17 protein-coding genes are annotated in these 12,559 nt (G+C 44.1%); 16 read left to right on the forward strand and 1 reads right to left on the reverse strand.

Annotated elements, in window-relative coordinates:
* Nucleotides 1–40 precede the first annotated feature (40 nt).
* Nucleotides 41–568 carry a GNAT family N-acetyltransferase gene (locus ACQCT8_RS00440; protein WP_426868283.1) on the forward strand — a complete coding sequence of 176 codons (528 nt, stop codon included), beginning with the start codon at nucleotides 41–43 and terminating at the stop codon, nucleotides 566–568.
* A gap of 93 nt (nucleotides 569–661) precedes the next feature.
* Here ACQCT8_RS00440 and ACQCT8_RS00445 read toward each other — a convergent pair whose 3' ends face one another.
* Nucleotides 662–925, reverse strand: coding sequence for a hypothetical protein (locus tag ACQCT8_RS00445; RefSeq protein WP_426867732.1), 264 nt, complete (start codon nucleotides 923–925; stop codon nucleotides 662–664).
* A gap of 361 nt (nucleotides 926–1,286) precedes the next feature.
* Here ACQCT8_RS00445 and ACQCT8_RS00450 point away from each other — a divergent pair, with 361 nt between their 5' ends.
* From ACQCT8_RS00450 to ACQCT8_RS00520, 15 genes are all read left to right on the forward strand, one after another.
* Nucleotides 1,287–2,327 (forward strand): LacI family DNA-binding transcriptional regulator, encoded by a 1,041-nt coding sequence (locus ACQCT8_RS00450; protein WP_426867733.1) that lies wholly within the window; start codon nucleotides 1,287–1,289, stop codon nucleotides 2,325–2,327.
* Between the two features lie 36 nt (nucleotides 2,328–2,363).
* The gene (locus ACQCT8_RS00455; protein WP_426867734.1) at nucleotides 2,364–2,675 is read left to right on the forward strand and encodes a hypothetical protein; all 312 of its coding nucleotides are present in this window, start codon (nucleotides 2,364–2,366) and stop codon (nucleotides 2,673–2,675) included.
* A gap of 263 nt (nucleotides 2,676–2,938) precedes the next feature.
* Nucleotides 2,939–3,949 carry a DUF1835 domain-containing protein gene (locus tag ACQCT8_RS00460; protein ID WP_426867735.1) on the forward strand — a complete coding sequence of 337 codons (1,011 nt, stop codon included), beginning with the start codon at nucleotides 2,939–2,941 and terminating at the stop codon, nucleotides 3,947–3,949.
* 295 nt (nucleotides 3,950–4,244) lie between these two features.
* A complete protein-coding gene (locus ACQCT8_RS00465) occupies nucleotides 4,245–4,694 on the forward strand; it encodes a low molecular weight protein arginine phosphatase (protein WP_426867736.1) in 450 nt (149 codons plus the stop codon).
* Nucleotides 4,695–4,713: 19 nt separating this feature from the next.
* Entirely contained in the window at nucleotides 4,714–5,157 is a 444-nt protein-coding gene (rpiB, locus tag ACQCT8_RS00470; protein ID WP_426867737.1) for a ribose 5-phosphate isomerase B, read from the forward strand.
* A gap of 18 nt (nucleotides 5,158–5,175) precedes the next feature.
* On the forward strand, nucleotides 5,176–5,703 hold the full coding sequence (locus ACQCT8_RS00475; RefSeq protein ID WP_426867738.1) for a TIGR01440 family protein: 528 nt from the start codon (nucleotides 5,176–5,178) through the stop codon (nucleotides 5,701–5,703).
* A gap of 220 nt (nucleotides 5,704–5,923) precedes the next feature.
* A complete protein-coding gene (glyA, locus tag ACQCT8_RS00480) occupies nucleotides 5,924–7,159 on the forward strand; it encodes a serine hydroxymethyltransferase (RefSeq protein WP_426867739.1) in 1,236 nt (411 codons plus the stop codon).
* Nucleotides 7,160–7,395: 236 nt separating this feature from the next.
* The gene (upp, locus tag ACQCT8_RS00485) at nucleotides 7,396–8,025 is read left to right on the forward strand and encodes a uracil phosphoribosyltransferase (RefSeq protein WP_426867740.1); all 630 of its coding nucleotides are present in this window, start codon (nucleotides 7,396–7,398) and stop codon (nucleotides 8,023–8,025) included.
* A gap of 72 nt (nucleotides 8,026–8,097) precedes the next feature.
* Nucleotides 8,098–9,249 carry a non-hydrolyzing UDP-N-acetylglucosamine 2-epimerase gene (gene wecB / locus ACQCT8_RS00490; RefSeq protein WP_426867741.1) on the forward strand — a complete coding sequence of 384 codons (1,152 nt, stop codon included), beginning with the start codon at nucleotides 8,098–8,100 and terminating at the stop codon, nucleotides 9,247–9,249.
* 406 nt (nucleotides 9,250–9,655) lie between these two features.
* Nucleotides 9,656–9,874, forward strand: coding sequence for an AtpZ/AtpI family protein (locus tag ACQCT8_RS00495; RefSeq protein WP_041061730.1), 219 nt, complete (start codon nucleotides 9,656–9,658; stop codon nucleotides 9,872–9,874).
* A gap of 4 nt (nucleotides 9,875–9,878) precedes the next feature.
* On the forward strand, nucleotides 9,879–10,268 hold the full coding sequence (locus ACQCT8_RS00500; RefSeq protein WP_426867742.1) for an ATP synthase subunit I: 390 nt from the start codon (nucleotides 9,879–9,881) through the stop codon (nucleotides 10,266–10,268).
* A 5-nt stretch (nucleotides 10,269–10,273) separates the two neighbouring features.
* Complete coding sequence (atpB, locus tag ACQCT8_RS00505; RefSeq protein ID WP_426867743.1) at nucleotides 10,274–10,987, forward strand: F0F1 ATP synthase subunit A; 714 nt, start codon at nucleotides 10,274–10,276, stop codon at nucleotides 10,985–10,987.
* Between the two features lie 91 nt (nucleotides 10,988–11,078).
* Entirely contained in the window at nucleotides 11,079–11,291 is a 213-nt protein-coding gene (gene atpE / locus ACQCT8_RS00510; protein ID WP_039813889.1) for a F0F1 ATP synthase subunit C, read from the forward strand.
* Nucleotides 11,292–11,504: 213 nt separating this feature from the next.
* A complete protein-coding gene (gene atpF, locus ACQCT8_RS00515) occupies nucleotides 11,505–12,026 on the forward strand; it encodes a F0F1 ATP synthase subunit B (protein ID WP_278239898.1) in 522 nt (173 codons plus the stop codon).
* Entirely contained in the window at nucleotides 12,023–12,559 is a 537-nt protein-coding gene (locus ACQCT8_RS00520) for a F0F1 ATP synthase subunit delta (RefSeq protein WP_426867744.1), read from the forward strand. Before atpF ends, ACQCT8_RS00520 begins: the two co-directional genes overlap by 4 nt.

Consider the following 12,559-nt stretch of genomic DNA (forward strand, 5'->3'; position numbering starts at 1 on the left):
CTGTTCTCTTTTTTAAATCACCTCAGCTAAGAAAGGAGCAATCACCGTGAACGGAAAAAAGATATATTTAAGACCTTTAAAAAAAGAAGATCTTGAAAGTATGCATCGGGCAACGCAAAATGACGAAATTCGTTACATGACCGGTACAACAAAGCACTTTACAATGGAGCATGTCGAAGCCCATTACAACCGCACACTGCATGACAAAACGCGCCATGATTTTTCTATTTGCCTCAAAGATACAGACCGTTTAATAGGGGATATGTCCATTATGGATATCTGTGAAGAAAATAAAAAAGCAGGCTTTAGAATTGCCCTCCACCAGGCTGAGTTCTTCAACAAGGGCTACGGAACAGAGGCTCTTTCACTCGCCCTGCATTTTGCGTTTGAAAAACTCAATTTAAACCGCCTGCAGCTCGAAGTCTATTCTCACAATCTCCGTGGGATCAAATCGTATGAAAAAGCTGGATTTAAAATAGAGGGACGCCTAAGACAATCAATATTACTGCATAACGAATACTCAGATGAAATAATGATGAGCATGCTGCGTGAGGAATACGTAAAGTGAAGTGTCATTTTAGTGATTGTGAAAATTAAAGACAAACAGTCCAATACAACCGTTTCGCCTTCGTCCAGCAAAAACGAAACGGTTTCCTGAAGTTTACAATGGCAGCTGATCTGTTAGTTTCCCGTCCCCATTTGTCCACACCCGAACGGTCTCCCGATCCTGAACAACTACTAGAGAGTATTCCGAGAACCATTCACCCCAGCCGCCCAAAACCGCAATCGATTGGACACTCGTAATTTCAGGGTTTTGCTCCATCACCTTCTCTTTCACATTAAAAAGTTTTGCCTCAAAATATACGACCCCGGCAGCTATAACCGCAGCAAGACTGAGCAGAAATATGGATAGGGGTTTTTTCATCGAACCAATCCTTTCTTGGGCAGGTACTTGTCCTGTATTTTAACAGATTTTCCCATGGCGGTGAAGATACATTAAAAACAGGTTGTGCTGATAAGATGAATTTGAAAAACGAAGAGTACGGTAAGAGAGCTAATTAGCAGCAGCTAGAATTTTTTTGGACATTTGACTGCTCTTTTAGTAAAATGTTTATTAGAGAGAACTTTATTTTACTAAAATATAGAATTATGTAAGCGATTACCTTGCGGATCCCTTTCATCTAGCACATGATATAAATCAGCAGGATGGATTCGCTGGCTGATGTTGGCGATAGGAAAACCGACGGGTACGTTCACGGTCAAATAACAGGCGGGTGGGTATGCAAATGGCAACATTAAAAGATATAGCTTTAAGAGCAGGTGTTTCACTGGCAACTGTTTCACGTGTATTAAGTGAGGATGAAAGTCTTTCGGTCACTAACGAAACGAGAGAACGGATCAATTCGATCGCGCAGGAATTAAATTACCGGACGATAAAAAGAAAAAACGTCCAGGGCAAAAGGAAAAAAGCGAAAATCGGCTTAATTTACTGGTACTCCGAAGAGCAGGAGCGCGAAGACCCCTACTATCTTTCGATTCGTCTTGGAGTGGAAAAAGCGGGGTTTGATCGAGGCGTCGACCTCGTAAAGCTTTACAAAAATGATCAGCCTTTCCGAATGAGCAAGCAGGATGAATTGGATGGGCTAATCGCGATTGGCAAGTTCAGTCCGGAAGACATCCAGTATTTTAAAACATGGAGCGACAAGATCGTGGCAGTAGATTTTTCACCCACTGATGAGCTGGATTCAGTTGTGGTGGATTTCCGAAAAGCCATGATTAATGTGTTGGAGCATTTAATTCAGTTTGGCCATGACCGGATCGGATACATTGGCGGACACGAATATCTGCAGGAAAACAGGCCCATTCATGATGAGCGGGAAACCACCTTTATTGAGTACTTAACTCTCCATCAAAAATTCAACCCGTCGTTCATTTGGACCGGGAAATTCACTGCAGAGGACGGCTATACCTTAACGAAGGAAGCGCTCAAGCTGGAAAATGGTCCAACAGCGTTTATATTAGGCAGTGATTCCATGGCGATCGGAGCAATGAGAGCGTTGCATGAACAGGGGGTCAAAGTGCCGGAGCAAGCCTCTATAATTGGCTTTAACGATATTGAAATGTCCAAATATTTACAGCCCTCGCTCACAACTGTACAGGTCCACACAGAGTTTATGGGTGAATCCGCATTGGATTTATTGCTCGATCAGATTTCTACCAAAAGGCAGATTGCTAAAAAAATCGTTATACCAACTAAGCTGTTGATCCGCGAAAGCAGCGGCAAGGCTCCTGCGTCATCCGGCAAGAAAGTAAATATGCTGAATTAATAGAAGAAACAAGTGAAGGATAAAAGGGGTGCAGGCATGAAAAAAACAATTACCTGGTCACTGATTACAGCAGTGGCAGTTGGATTGATCGTATGGGCAGCAAGCACCCTGGTACCCTTTTCATATGGGGAATGGAGTTTCTTTATCGGTTTAGGTCTGACTGTATTTTTTTTCTTTTTCAGCGGGAGCGGAGGTTTCTTATCAAGAATAGCGACCTTCCAAGCAAGTGCTTCGGTTGGAAAAGTACAGGAGGATAATAAACATAATGCTTATTTAGGTGGAATATTTTACGGTCTCGTCTTATATACCGTTGTCAGTCTGATCGTAATGCTCATCATCTATTTTTAAATGTCGAAAAGAGGCTGGGACAAAACCCAAAAAAGTTTTAAAAAAGAGGATATATTTATTACTAGTAGTAGGTGAGCAAAGCGGAAGGTGGGGACTCCTGCAGGAAATGACGGCAAGCTGAGCCTTTACAGGGGGAGGCCGTGAAAAGGCTCAGCGCCGTCCCTGCTAAAAAGCGTCCGCCTGAAGCGCAGCGGAACCGGTCAAAGAGCTTGAGACACTTTTGTCCCAAGCTGTTTTTTCTGAGTGGAGGAGGAAAACACTTGATGGATAAACTAAAAAGAATAATCCGGGATGCTTCTGAAAAAGAGGTGAAAGCGATGTTGTTTCAAACATTTATCCGGCTCAATATGCTTGAGGAAACAGATCAATATACAGAAAAACAGTTTGTGGCAGATTTGAATAAAACGTACAAAGCTTTTATTCATGCCGATCGGGATAACCAACTAAACCGTTTAAAAAAGGCCGAAACCGTACATATTTTATTTGGCGACGCAGCAGCAGGCAGCGTGAAAAGGATCTTGCAGGAGAAAGGTGCGCAGGAAAAAGAACACGTACTCTCAGTAGACGATCTGTTCTCCATTGGTCCGATTTGGCATTTGCATGAAAAAGAAGGCATAGAACAAAGACATAAATGGATACTCAATCATCTCCTAGCAGATGAAGAGTATTTGGATAATTACGTGTCCCGTTTTACCCAAACAGTCTCTAGAATACGATCGATTCCCGAAGAAACAGCAGTTAAAATATGGGCAGGGGAAAACGCACATGAACAAACCGGCTTGCGATATGTCCTGTATTTGTTAAGAGAGCAAAAGAATGAAATTTTTCTAGTAGATACGACAAGTCACCTGCTTTCGTCAGACACTGGGTACGTTCCGCTGCATACTGGTGAGTTGATCCCGGAAAAATTAACGAAGCTCGTTGATGCAAACGCTCATATTCATCCTTTGAACAAGAGGCAACGCAGCCATTATGAAGAGGAGTGGATGCAATTAGCCTCTTCTGAAGAAGTGCTGAGAATCTGGAACTGCCATGAAATCAAAAGTGTAGATGAAGCTTACTACGATCAGATGATTATTCATAAAGCTGAAAAGCTGCAAAAAGATGAATTTGTTAAATCTGCCAGGCTGATCGGAGAAGTGTACGGACATTTAGACCAGTATATCGGCGACGAGTATATTGAATACCGGCTGAGACATTTAATCATGAGCGGACGATTTGAAATAGAAGGGGTCCCAAGAGCGATGAGATTTTACAGTGTTAAGCTTAAATAAGTGATTTTTAATTAGAGGTGAAGTTTCATTCGTATAGCGCAAAATGAGAAGGTAGATGTGATCGAATGGCTGATTAAGATCCTGTATGTATTTTTGTGGAGACTGCTTCTGATTAGCGAATCCCAATCTGGCAATGCTAGTAAAACATGGGCTTAATGCATCTACAATGGCGGCGCTAACCTGAATGGAGCAAGTTCAATAGTCAGTTTAAATAAGCGAAATGGCACCGGTTTTGTGATATAATGGATAGCAAATGAAGTGCTATATCGCAAGCCATTGCACGGGAGGAAAAACCATGAATATTTTATTTGTTTGCACTGGAAATACATGCAGAAGCCCCATGGCCGAAGCCATTTTAAAACATAAAAAGCTTGACTCCATTGACGTGCGTTCAGCAGGGTTGTTTGCAATGGAAGGCGGACAGGCTTCCCAGCAAACGAAGGATGTATTGGACGAAAACGGCATTGTTCACAACCATCGGTCGCAAATCGTTTCGCAGGCAGATGTTCACTGGGCAGACTATGTTTTTGCAATGACTAGTGCACATAAAGCAATGCTGGTCGATCAATTTCCTTTTGCGATGGATCGGATTTTCACCCTGAAAGAATTCGCAGGAGGAAGAGGGCTGGATATTTCAGATCCTTTTGGCGGATCTCTTGATATGTACAGGGCAACCTATGAAGAACTCAACAGGCTGATGGACGGTCTGGTTGATAATATAGAAAAACAAACGCAGGGTTTTTAAGGCAGAGGAGGGATTTTTGATGAAAGTTGCACTGGCATCAGATCACGGCGGCGTGAATTTAAAAAAGGAAATTGCTGAAGTGCTGGACGAATTGGGAATAGCGTATGAGGACTTTGGGTGCGACTGTGAAGGGTCCGTGGATTATCCCGATTACGCTCTTCCGGTGGCAAAAAAAGTGGCAGCCGGTGAATTTGACCGGGGAATCCTCATCTGTGGCACAGGCATTGGCATGAGCATTGCAGCCAACAAAGTAAAGGGAATCCGCTGTGCACTTGTTCATGATACTTTTAGCGCAAAGGCTACACGCGAGCATAACGATACCAATATGCTGTCGATGGGCGAGCGTGTCATTGGCCCCGGTTTGGCAAGGGAAATCGCGAAAATCTGGCTGTCTGCAGATTTTGAAGGCGGCAGACACCAGACAAGAATCGGCAAAATCGCCACTTACGAATCAACACTCTAAATGAAATGAGGGGTTCCTTTGCAAGAGCAATTGAACACGATTTTATTCGAATACCAGCAGCAGGCGCAGCTGAAACCAGGCCAATTATTTGTGGTAGGCTGCTCCACCTCAGAAGTCATTGGGAAAAAAATCGGCACATCCGGAACAGATGATGTCGCTTCCTTATTATATACAGAACTCACAAGGTTCGCAGAAGATACCGGTATTCATTTGGCATTTCAAGGATGTGAGCATATAAACCGGTCCCTGGTGATGGAAAGAAATACTGCGGAATCTCTGGGCTATGATGAAGTAACGGTTATTCCGGTCAGGCAGGCTGGCGGTGCGATGGCTTCTTATGCATTCAAGAACATGCAGGATGCGGTAATGGTGGAGCATGTTCAGGCTCACGGTGGAATTGATATTGGAGACACCTTTATCGGTATGCACTTAAAACACGTAGCGGTACCTGTTCGCGTCTCAGAGCGCACCCTCGGCGAAGCGCACGTAACACTCGCAAGAACCCGTCCGAAGCTGATTGGCGGCGTAAGAGCCGTATACGAATAATCATGACCTGTCCCTGCTGTACGGACTTCCTGCAGCAGGGACAGGTTTTTTATTTATAATCAGTGCTCTCCAATTGCTTGTTGGGAAAGAGTCTATGAATCTTTCATCCTCCACGCCTTTCTCGAAATCTATTTCCCCTCTATCAAAAACATGATAAGATGAAGATGATTTTTGACCAATGACGGGAACCGTCCCGAGGACATGAGGGGGAACACATACAATGAGTAAGATTCAACAGCAGGATCAAGCATTGTTTGAAGCGATGCAAAATGAACTGAAGCGTCAGCGCACGAAAATAGAGTTGATCGCTTCTGAAAATTTTGTAAGTGAAGCAGTCATGGAAGCGCAAGGATCGGTTTTAACAAATAAATACGCTGAAGGCTATCCAGGCCGCCGCTACTACGGAGGCTGTGAGCACGTCGATGTTGCCGAAAACCTGGCAAGAGACCGTGCAAAAGAAATTTTTGGCGCAGAGCATGCAAATGTTCAGCCTCACTCCGGAGCACAAGCCAATATGGCGGTTTATTTTACGATTCTTGAGCCGGGAGATACCGTTTTAGGGATGAATCTATCTCACGGTGGTCATTTAACGCACGGAAGTCCAGTAAACTTTAGTGGACAGCTCTACAATTTTGTTGAGTACGGGGTCTCTGAAAAAGATGAGCGGGTGGATTATGAAGACGTCCGCCAAAAAGCACTTGAAAACAAACCAAAGCTGATTGTAGCAGGTGCCAGTGCATACTCGAGAACACTTGATTTCGCGAAATTCCGTGAAATTGCAGATGAAGTTGGCGCGTACCTGATGGTGGACATGGCTCATATTGCCGGCCTGGTTGCAACAGGGGACCACCCGAGCCCGGTGCCGCATGCGCACTTTGTCACCACAACTACTCATAAAACACTTCGCGGGCCTCGCGGGGGCTTGATTTTATGTAAAGAGGAATTTGCAAAGAAAATTGATAAGTCGATCTTCCCGGGTGTTCAGGGCGGACCTCTTATGCATGTCATCGCAGCAAAAGCAGTAGCATTCGGCGAAGTGCTCCAGCCGTCATTTAAAGAGTACTCTAAGCAAATCATCCGAAATGCGCAGGCGATGGCAGAAGCTTTCAAAAAAGAAGGCATCGACATTGTGTCAGACGGAACAGACAACCATTTGGTGCTAGTAAACCTGCGATCTCTTGAACTGACTGGGAAAATTGCGGAAAAAGTACTGGACGATGTCGGCATTACTGTAAACAAAAATACGATTCCATTTGATCCGGAAAGTCCGTTTGTAACAAGCGGAATCCGAATTGGAACGCCAGCTGTTACATCACGCGGATTTAAAGAGGCTGAAATGGAAGAAATCGCATCAATCATTGCATTTGCTTTGAAAAACCACGAAGATGAAGCGAAGCTTCAAGAAGCATCACAGCACGTTGAAGCCATCACTAGCCGTTTTGCTCTCTATGAATAAGCAAATATAGAATTAAAAATAGAAAGGGAGTGTCCTCGCGAACAAGAAAGCTGATTCGTGAGGACGCTCTTTTTTGTTTCAAAAGAGGCTTGGCCGCACCACTGTCAGTTCGCGCGGTATTCTCCTGAATTTAGGCGATATCTTGTCAATTAGCAAGAAGTATGGTAACTTTCGTAAGGATTTGTTTTATAATAAATAGAAGTGAAAATACAGAGTACATAAAAGGAGTGGCAGCAGTGGGAAAAGTGTATGTTTTTGAACATCCATTAATTCAGCATAAATTAACGCACATCCGCGATGAAAAAACCGGTACAAAAGAATTTCGTGAGCTTGTAGACGAAGTCGCTACACTTATGGCATTTGAAATTACACGTGATCTTCCTTTAGAAGAAACAGATATTCACACACCTGTAAGCGAAGCGAAAGGAAAAGTTCTTTCCGGCAAGAAGCTGGCCATCGTTCCGATTCTTCGCGCAGGCATTGGCATGGTGGACGGAATTCTAAAGCTGATCCCGGCTGCAAAAGTTGGTCACGTCGGCCTGTACCGGGATCCTGAAACATTAAAACCGATTGAGTACTACGTGAAGCTGCCATCAGACGTGGAAGAACGCGATTTTATTTTAGTTGACCCGATGCTTGCGACAGGAGGATCGGCTGTTGAAGCGATCAACTCTCTTAAAAAGCGCGGAGCGAAAAACATAAAGTTCCTTTGCCTCGTAGCAGCACCAGAAGGCGTCGAAGAAATTCAGAAAGAGCATGAAGATGTCGATATCTATATCGCAGCTCTCGATGAAAAACTGAACGAAAAAGGCTACATCGTCCCTGGACTCGGCGATGCCGGCGACCGCTTATTCGGTACTAAGTGATTGTTTGACACATTAACGCACAGAAGGGGTCTGGCCCTTTTTGTGCGTTAATTCACTAAAGGAGGAGCATGTATGTCAAAGCGAATTAAAGTGATGACGATTTTTGGGACAAGGCCTGAGGCAATTAAAATGGCGCCTCTTGTTCTTGAGTTAAAAAAGCAGAGCGAGTTTTTTGAACCGATTGTGACGGTTACAGCACAGCACCGCCAAATGCTGGACCAGGTTATGGACATTTTTGATATTACCCCGGATCATGATCTCAATATCATGAAAGACCGCCAAACGCTTATAGATGTTACGACGAGAGGCCTTGAAGGGCTGGATCGTGTGATGAAGGAAACCAAACCGGATATGGTGTTAGTCCATGGCGACACCACCACCACATTTGTGGCAAGCCTTACTGCATTTTATAATCAAATTGCAGTCGGTCATGTGGAAGCAGGACTCCGTACATGGAATAAATACTCTCCGTTTCCGGAAGAGATGAACCGCCAGCTTACGGGTGTTATGGCTGATCTTCATTTCTCTCCTACAGATCAGTCTGCAGAAAATCTGGTGCGTGAAAACAAGCCGGAATCCAGCATATTTGTAACAGGAAATACAGCGATCGACGCTCTTTCTACGACGGTTCAAAAAGACTACACAAGCGAAATCCTGACAAACCTTGGGGAAGACCGCTTGATTCTGCTAACAGCCCACCGCCGCGAAAACCTTGGTGAGCCAATGAAAAATATGTTCAGAGCCATTAAGCGGATTGTAGATGAGCATGAAGATGTACAAGTTGTTTACCCGGTTCATATGAATCCTGCTGTACGGGAAATTGCACAGGAGATCTTAGGGGGAGACAATCGGATTCATTTGATTGAACCACTTGATGTGATTGATTTTCATAACTTCGCTTCAAAAGCATACTTGATCCTGACTGATTCAGGTGGAGTGCAGGAAGAAGCCCCTTCACTCGGTGTGCCTGTGCTCGTGCTGCGCGATACAACCGAACGCCCTGAGGGGATTGATGCCGGTACGCTTAAGCTCGCGGGTATCGAAGAAGAACAGATTTACAGTATGGCAAAAGAGCTTGTGACAGATTCAAAAGCCCATGAAAAAATGTCAAAAGCCTCAAATCCATATGGTGACGGTCATGCTTCTAAAAGAATCGCAGAAGCCATCCGTTTTCACTTTAACCAGCTGCACGAACGTCCCGCTCCGTTTACTGTCGAAAAGTAAGCTGAAAACACCTCTGAATGGTAATCATTCAGAGGTGTTTTTTTCCATTTATTCGCTGCTATAAAAAGAAGAAAGCTTCCGGGAGCCATCGTTTACTGAGAAGATAGATCATCATAAAAACCCTTATTTTACAGTGCTTTTTACACCTTCATCTTACTAAAGGGGCCAGGCCCCTTTAGTGAGTTAAAGTGCGTTTTGTCCAAAATGTGAACAGCTGAACTTCCATTTGTGATCGTGTCTACTTTTTGTCGAGTACTCGTTGACATACAATAGTGCCTATTGTATGCTTTTAAAGGGTATAATGATAAGGTTTTCATAGTCTTTTAGAGAAACGGAATATCGCTTCTTTTAAAGATGCTATTTTACCCGAACCCCGATTCCATTCTCAGATTGTGAGGATGCGCCTATGCGTCATCAAAGACGTCCGTACCAAGCGATGGCATTGTATTCTGCCATTCTGTCACAACTAGCTGGTTCCATGCTGGTCGGTCTTTTCGCCGGAAGGTGGTTGGATCAGAAATGGAACACAGAACCGCTGTTTTTGATTATTGGCCTGCTCCTTGGACTTTCCACTGGAATTTACGCCATGCTTCGCACAGTAAATCATTTCTATTCAGGAGAGTAGTCGAATGCCTGACCTTAAACAGCATTTCCAACGGTATACCAAGTACATATTTTACTTGCTATCCATCTTCGTTCTCGGATGGGGCTTTACCCCGTATCCGGAAGTATTTCTCGGACTTATCCTGGGAACTTCTCTCAGCCTTTTTAATCTTTGGCTGATCCGAAAAAGAATGGAGCGGTTTGACCGTGCCATTGACGAAGGGAAAAAAGTGCGTTCACTTGGGACGTTTTCTCGCATGGCCTCAGCAGGAATCGCGGTGTTAATCGCCCTGGAGTTTCCGGAATTCATTCATTTGATTTCCACTGTCTTTGGATTAATGATGGTTTATTTCGTCATTATGATAGATTATTTTTGGCAGCAAATTATCCTACATAAGAAGCGGGAAGAGAGGTGAAATAAATGAATCATGAAGCGCCATTGGTTGATTTTTTGGGGCTGACCTTTAATCTCTCCAATATTCTAATGGTGACAGTTGCAAGTGCAATCGTGTTCCTTATCGCAGTTCTTTCGACAAGAGCACTCGCAATGAAGCCGACTGGAATGCAAAATTTCATGGAGTGGATCATGGATTTTGTACGAAACATTATCAAGAGCAATATGGATTGGAAAACAGGTGGGAGCTTTCATATTCTTGGGATTACATTATTGATGTATGTGGCCATTTCCAACTTTTTGGGACTGCCGTTTGCCATCACGTACAACCATGAATTATGGTGGAAGTCGCCAACCGCTGATCCGGTTATCACATTGACTCTTGCTGTAATGGTAATTGCGCTTACGCACTATTACGGCATAAAAATGAAGGGTTTCAAGGAATACGGAAAAGACTTTTTCCGCCCCATGGGTTTCCTTTTCCCGCTGAAGCTCATTGAAGAATTCGCAAACACATTAACACTTGGTTTGCGTCTTTACGGTAACATTTATGCAGGTGAGATCCTACTTGGACTTCTTGCAGGAAGTTTGGCAGCTACCGGAGCCGTCGGCTGGATCGCAGCTTCCGTCCCAACGCTTGCCTGGCTTGCGTTCTCAGTCTTTATCGGAGGAATTCAGGCATTTATCTTTGTTATGTTAACGATGGTTTATATGGCGCACAAGGTGAGTCATGACCATTAAATATAATACCTGTTCAGTCCGCTGAACAAACATGAATTTTTAAAAAAACTACTATCCAATACAAGGAGGATTTACCCAAATGACAGGTTCAATTGGTCTTTTAGCAGCAGCATTAGCAGTAGGTTTAGCAGCACTAGGTGCAGGTATCGGTAACGGAATGATCGTATCAAAAACAGTAGAAGGTATCGCACGCCAGCCAGAAGCACGCGGTATGCTTCAAACTACAATGTTTATCGGGGTAGCACTAGTTGAGGCCGTTCCGATCATCGCTGTAGTAATCGCGTTTATCGTACAAGGTCAATAATTAATTAAAGCGGAAGCGGGCGATTAGGTCCGACAGACGTAAGAATATCCAAAAGGCGAAGAACTTTTCTTCGCCTTCATCATGAAGTCAGCGGAAAAGGCTCGCTCCTATCTGCAAAATTCTTATCTTAGTCAGACTATAATCTTTCTTAATAGAAAGAAAGATAGACCATACATCGTATAATGATTGACTCTTGAAGGGAGTGAAACGGGCGTGTTCACACTTGATGCATTTATTCTGGGAGCAGGTGAGGGCTTTAACGGCGGAGATATAGCTTTCCAATTGTTAATGTTCATTATCTTAATGGCTCTTCTAAAGAAATTCGCATGGGGTCCATTAATGGGCATCATGAAGCAGCGTGAAGATCACATTGCAGGCGAAATTGAAGCGGCTGAAAAAAGTCGTGTTGAAGCAAAACAACAGCTTGAAGAACAGCGTCAGCTTTTAAAAGAGGCGCGTCAGGACGCACAGGAATTAATTGAAAATGCACGAAAGCAAGGAGACGTTCAGCGCGAAGAGATCATTACTGCAGCTCGTGCAGAATCAGAGCGTTTGAAACAAACCGCGCTTCGTGAAATTGAGACGGAAAAAGATCAGGCAGTTGCCGCACTTCGCGAGCAAGTGGCTACCTTATCTGTCTTAGTAGCATCGAAAGTGATTGAGAAAGAATTGACTCTTGAAGAACAGCAGCAGCTGATCAATGAGACAATTGCGAAGGCAGGCGATCTGCGATGAGCAAATCAACAGTCGCAAATCGTTATGCCCAGGCTCTTTTTGAGCTTGCGAATCAGCACGGACAAGTAGAAACAGTGGAGTCTGAACTGCGTACCGTACAGCAGGTTCTAAGTGACAATCCTGACTACATCCTGCTCCTTCAATCTCCAAAATTAACAAAAGAACAAAAAAAACAGCTTGTTCATCAATCGTTCAGCGGACTTTCCCACAACGTCGTTAATACACTGTCGATGTTAATCGACCGCCGCCGCGAAACTGAAATCGCACCTATGGCGGATGCGTTTATTGAACTTTCCCTGGCAAACCGAGGAACAGCAGTAGCACATGTACACTCTGCCACAAAGCTTAGTGAAACGGACAAAGCGTCCATCTCACAGGCATTTGCACAAAGAGTAGGCAAACAAAGCTTGCAAATTCACAATATTGTAGATCCAACGCTGCTTGGCGGCATGCGAGTCCGCATCGGAAACCGTATTTTTGACGGAACCCTGCGCAGTAAGCTGAACCGCTTAGAGCGTGAATTAAAGCGATAA

Source organism: Jeotgalibacillus proteolyticus (genome assembly GCF_050107735.1).
GTDB classification, from domain to species: Bacteria; Bacillota; Bacilli; order Bacillales; family Jeotgalibacillaceae; genus Jeotgalibacillus; species Jeotgalibacillus proteolyticus_A.

Excerpts from the sequence above, each read along its gene's own strand:
- ACQCT8_RS00445 (WP_426867732.1), bottom strand. The coding sequence starts at position 925 with ATGAAAAAACCCCTATCCATATTTCTGCTCAGTCTTGCTGCGGTTATA.
- ACQCT8_RS00465 (WP_426867736.1), top strand. The coding sequence starts at position 4,245 with ATGAATATTTTATTTGTTTGCACTGGAAATACATGCAGAAGCCCCATG.
- ACQCT8_RS00450 (WP_426867733.1), top strand. The coding sequence starts at position 1,287 with ATGGCAACATTAAAAGATATAGCTTTAAGAGCAGGTGTTTCACTGGCA.
- glyA (WP_426867739.1), top strand. The coding sequence starts at position 5,924 with ATGAGTAAGATTCAACAGCAGGATCAAGCATTGTTTGAAGCGATGCAA.
- ACQCT8_RS00495 (WP_041061730.1), top strand. The coding sequence starts at position 9,656 with ATGCGTCATCAAAGACGTCCGTACCAAGCGATGGCATTGTATTCTGCC.
- ACQCT8_RS00460 (WP_426867735.1), top strand. The coding sequence starts at position 2,939 with ATGGATAAACTAAAAAGAATAATCCGGGATGCTTCTGAAAAAGAGGTG.
- ACQCT8_RS00500 (WP_426867742.1), top strand. The coding sequence starts at position 9,879 with ATGCCTGACCTTAAACAGCATTTCCAACGGTATACCAAGTACATATTT.
- ACQCT8_RS00455 (WP_426867734.1), top strand. The coding sequence starts at position 2,364 with ATGAAAAAAACAATTACCTGGTCACTGATTACAGCAGTGGCAGTTGGA.
- atpB (WP_426867743.1), top strand. The coding sequence starts at position 10,274 with ATGAATCATGAAGCGCCATTGGTTGATTTTTTGGGGCTGACCTTTAAT.
- ACQCT8_RS00520 (WP_426867744.1), top strand. The coding sequence starts at position 12,023 with ATGAGCAAATCAACAGTCGCAAATCGTTATGCCCAGGCTCTTTTTGAG.
- rpiB (WP_426867737.1), top strand. The coding sequence starts at position 4,714 with ATGAAAGTTGCACTGGCATCAGATCACGGCGGCGTGAATTTAAAAAAG.
- wecB (WP_426867741.1), top strand. The coding sequence starts at position 8,098 with ATGTCAAAGCGAATTAAAGTGATGACGATTTTTGGGACAAGGCCTGAG.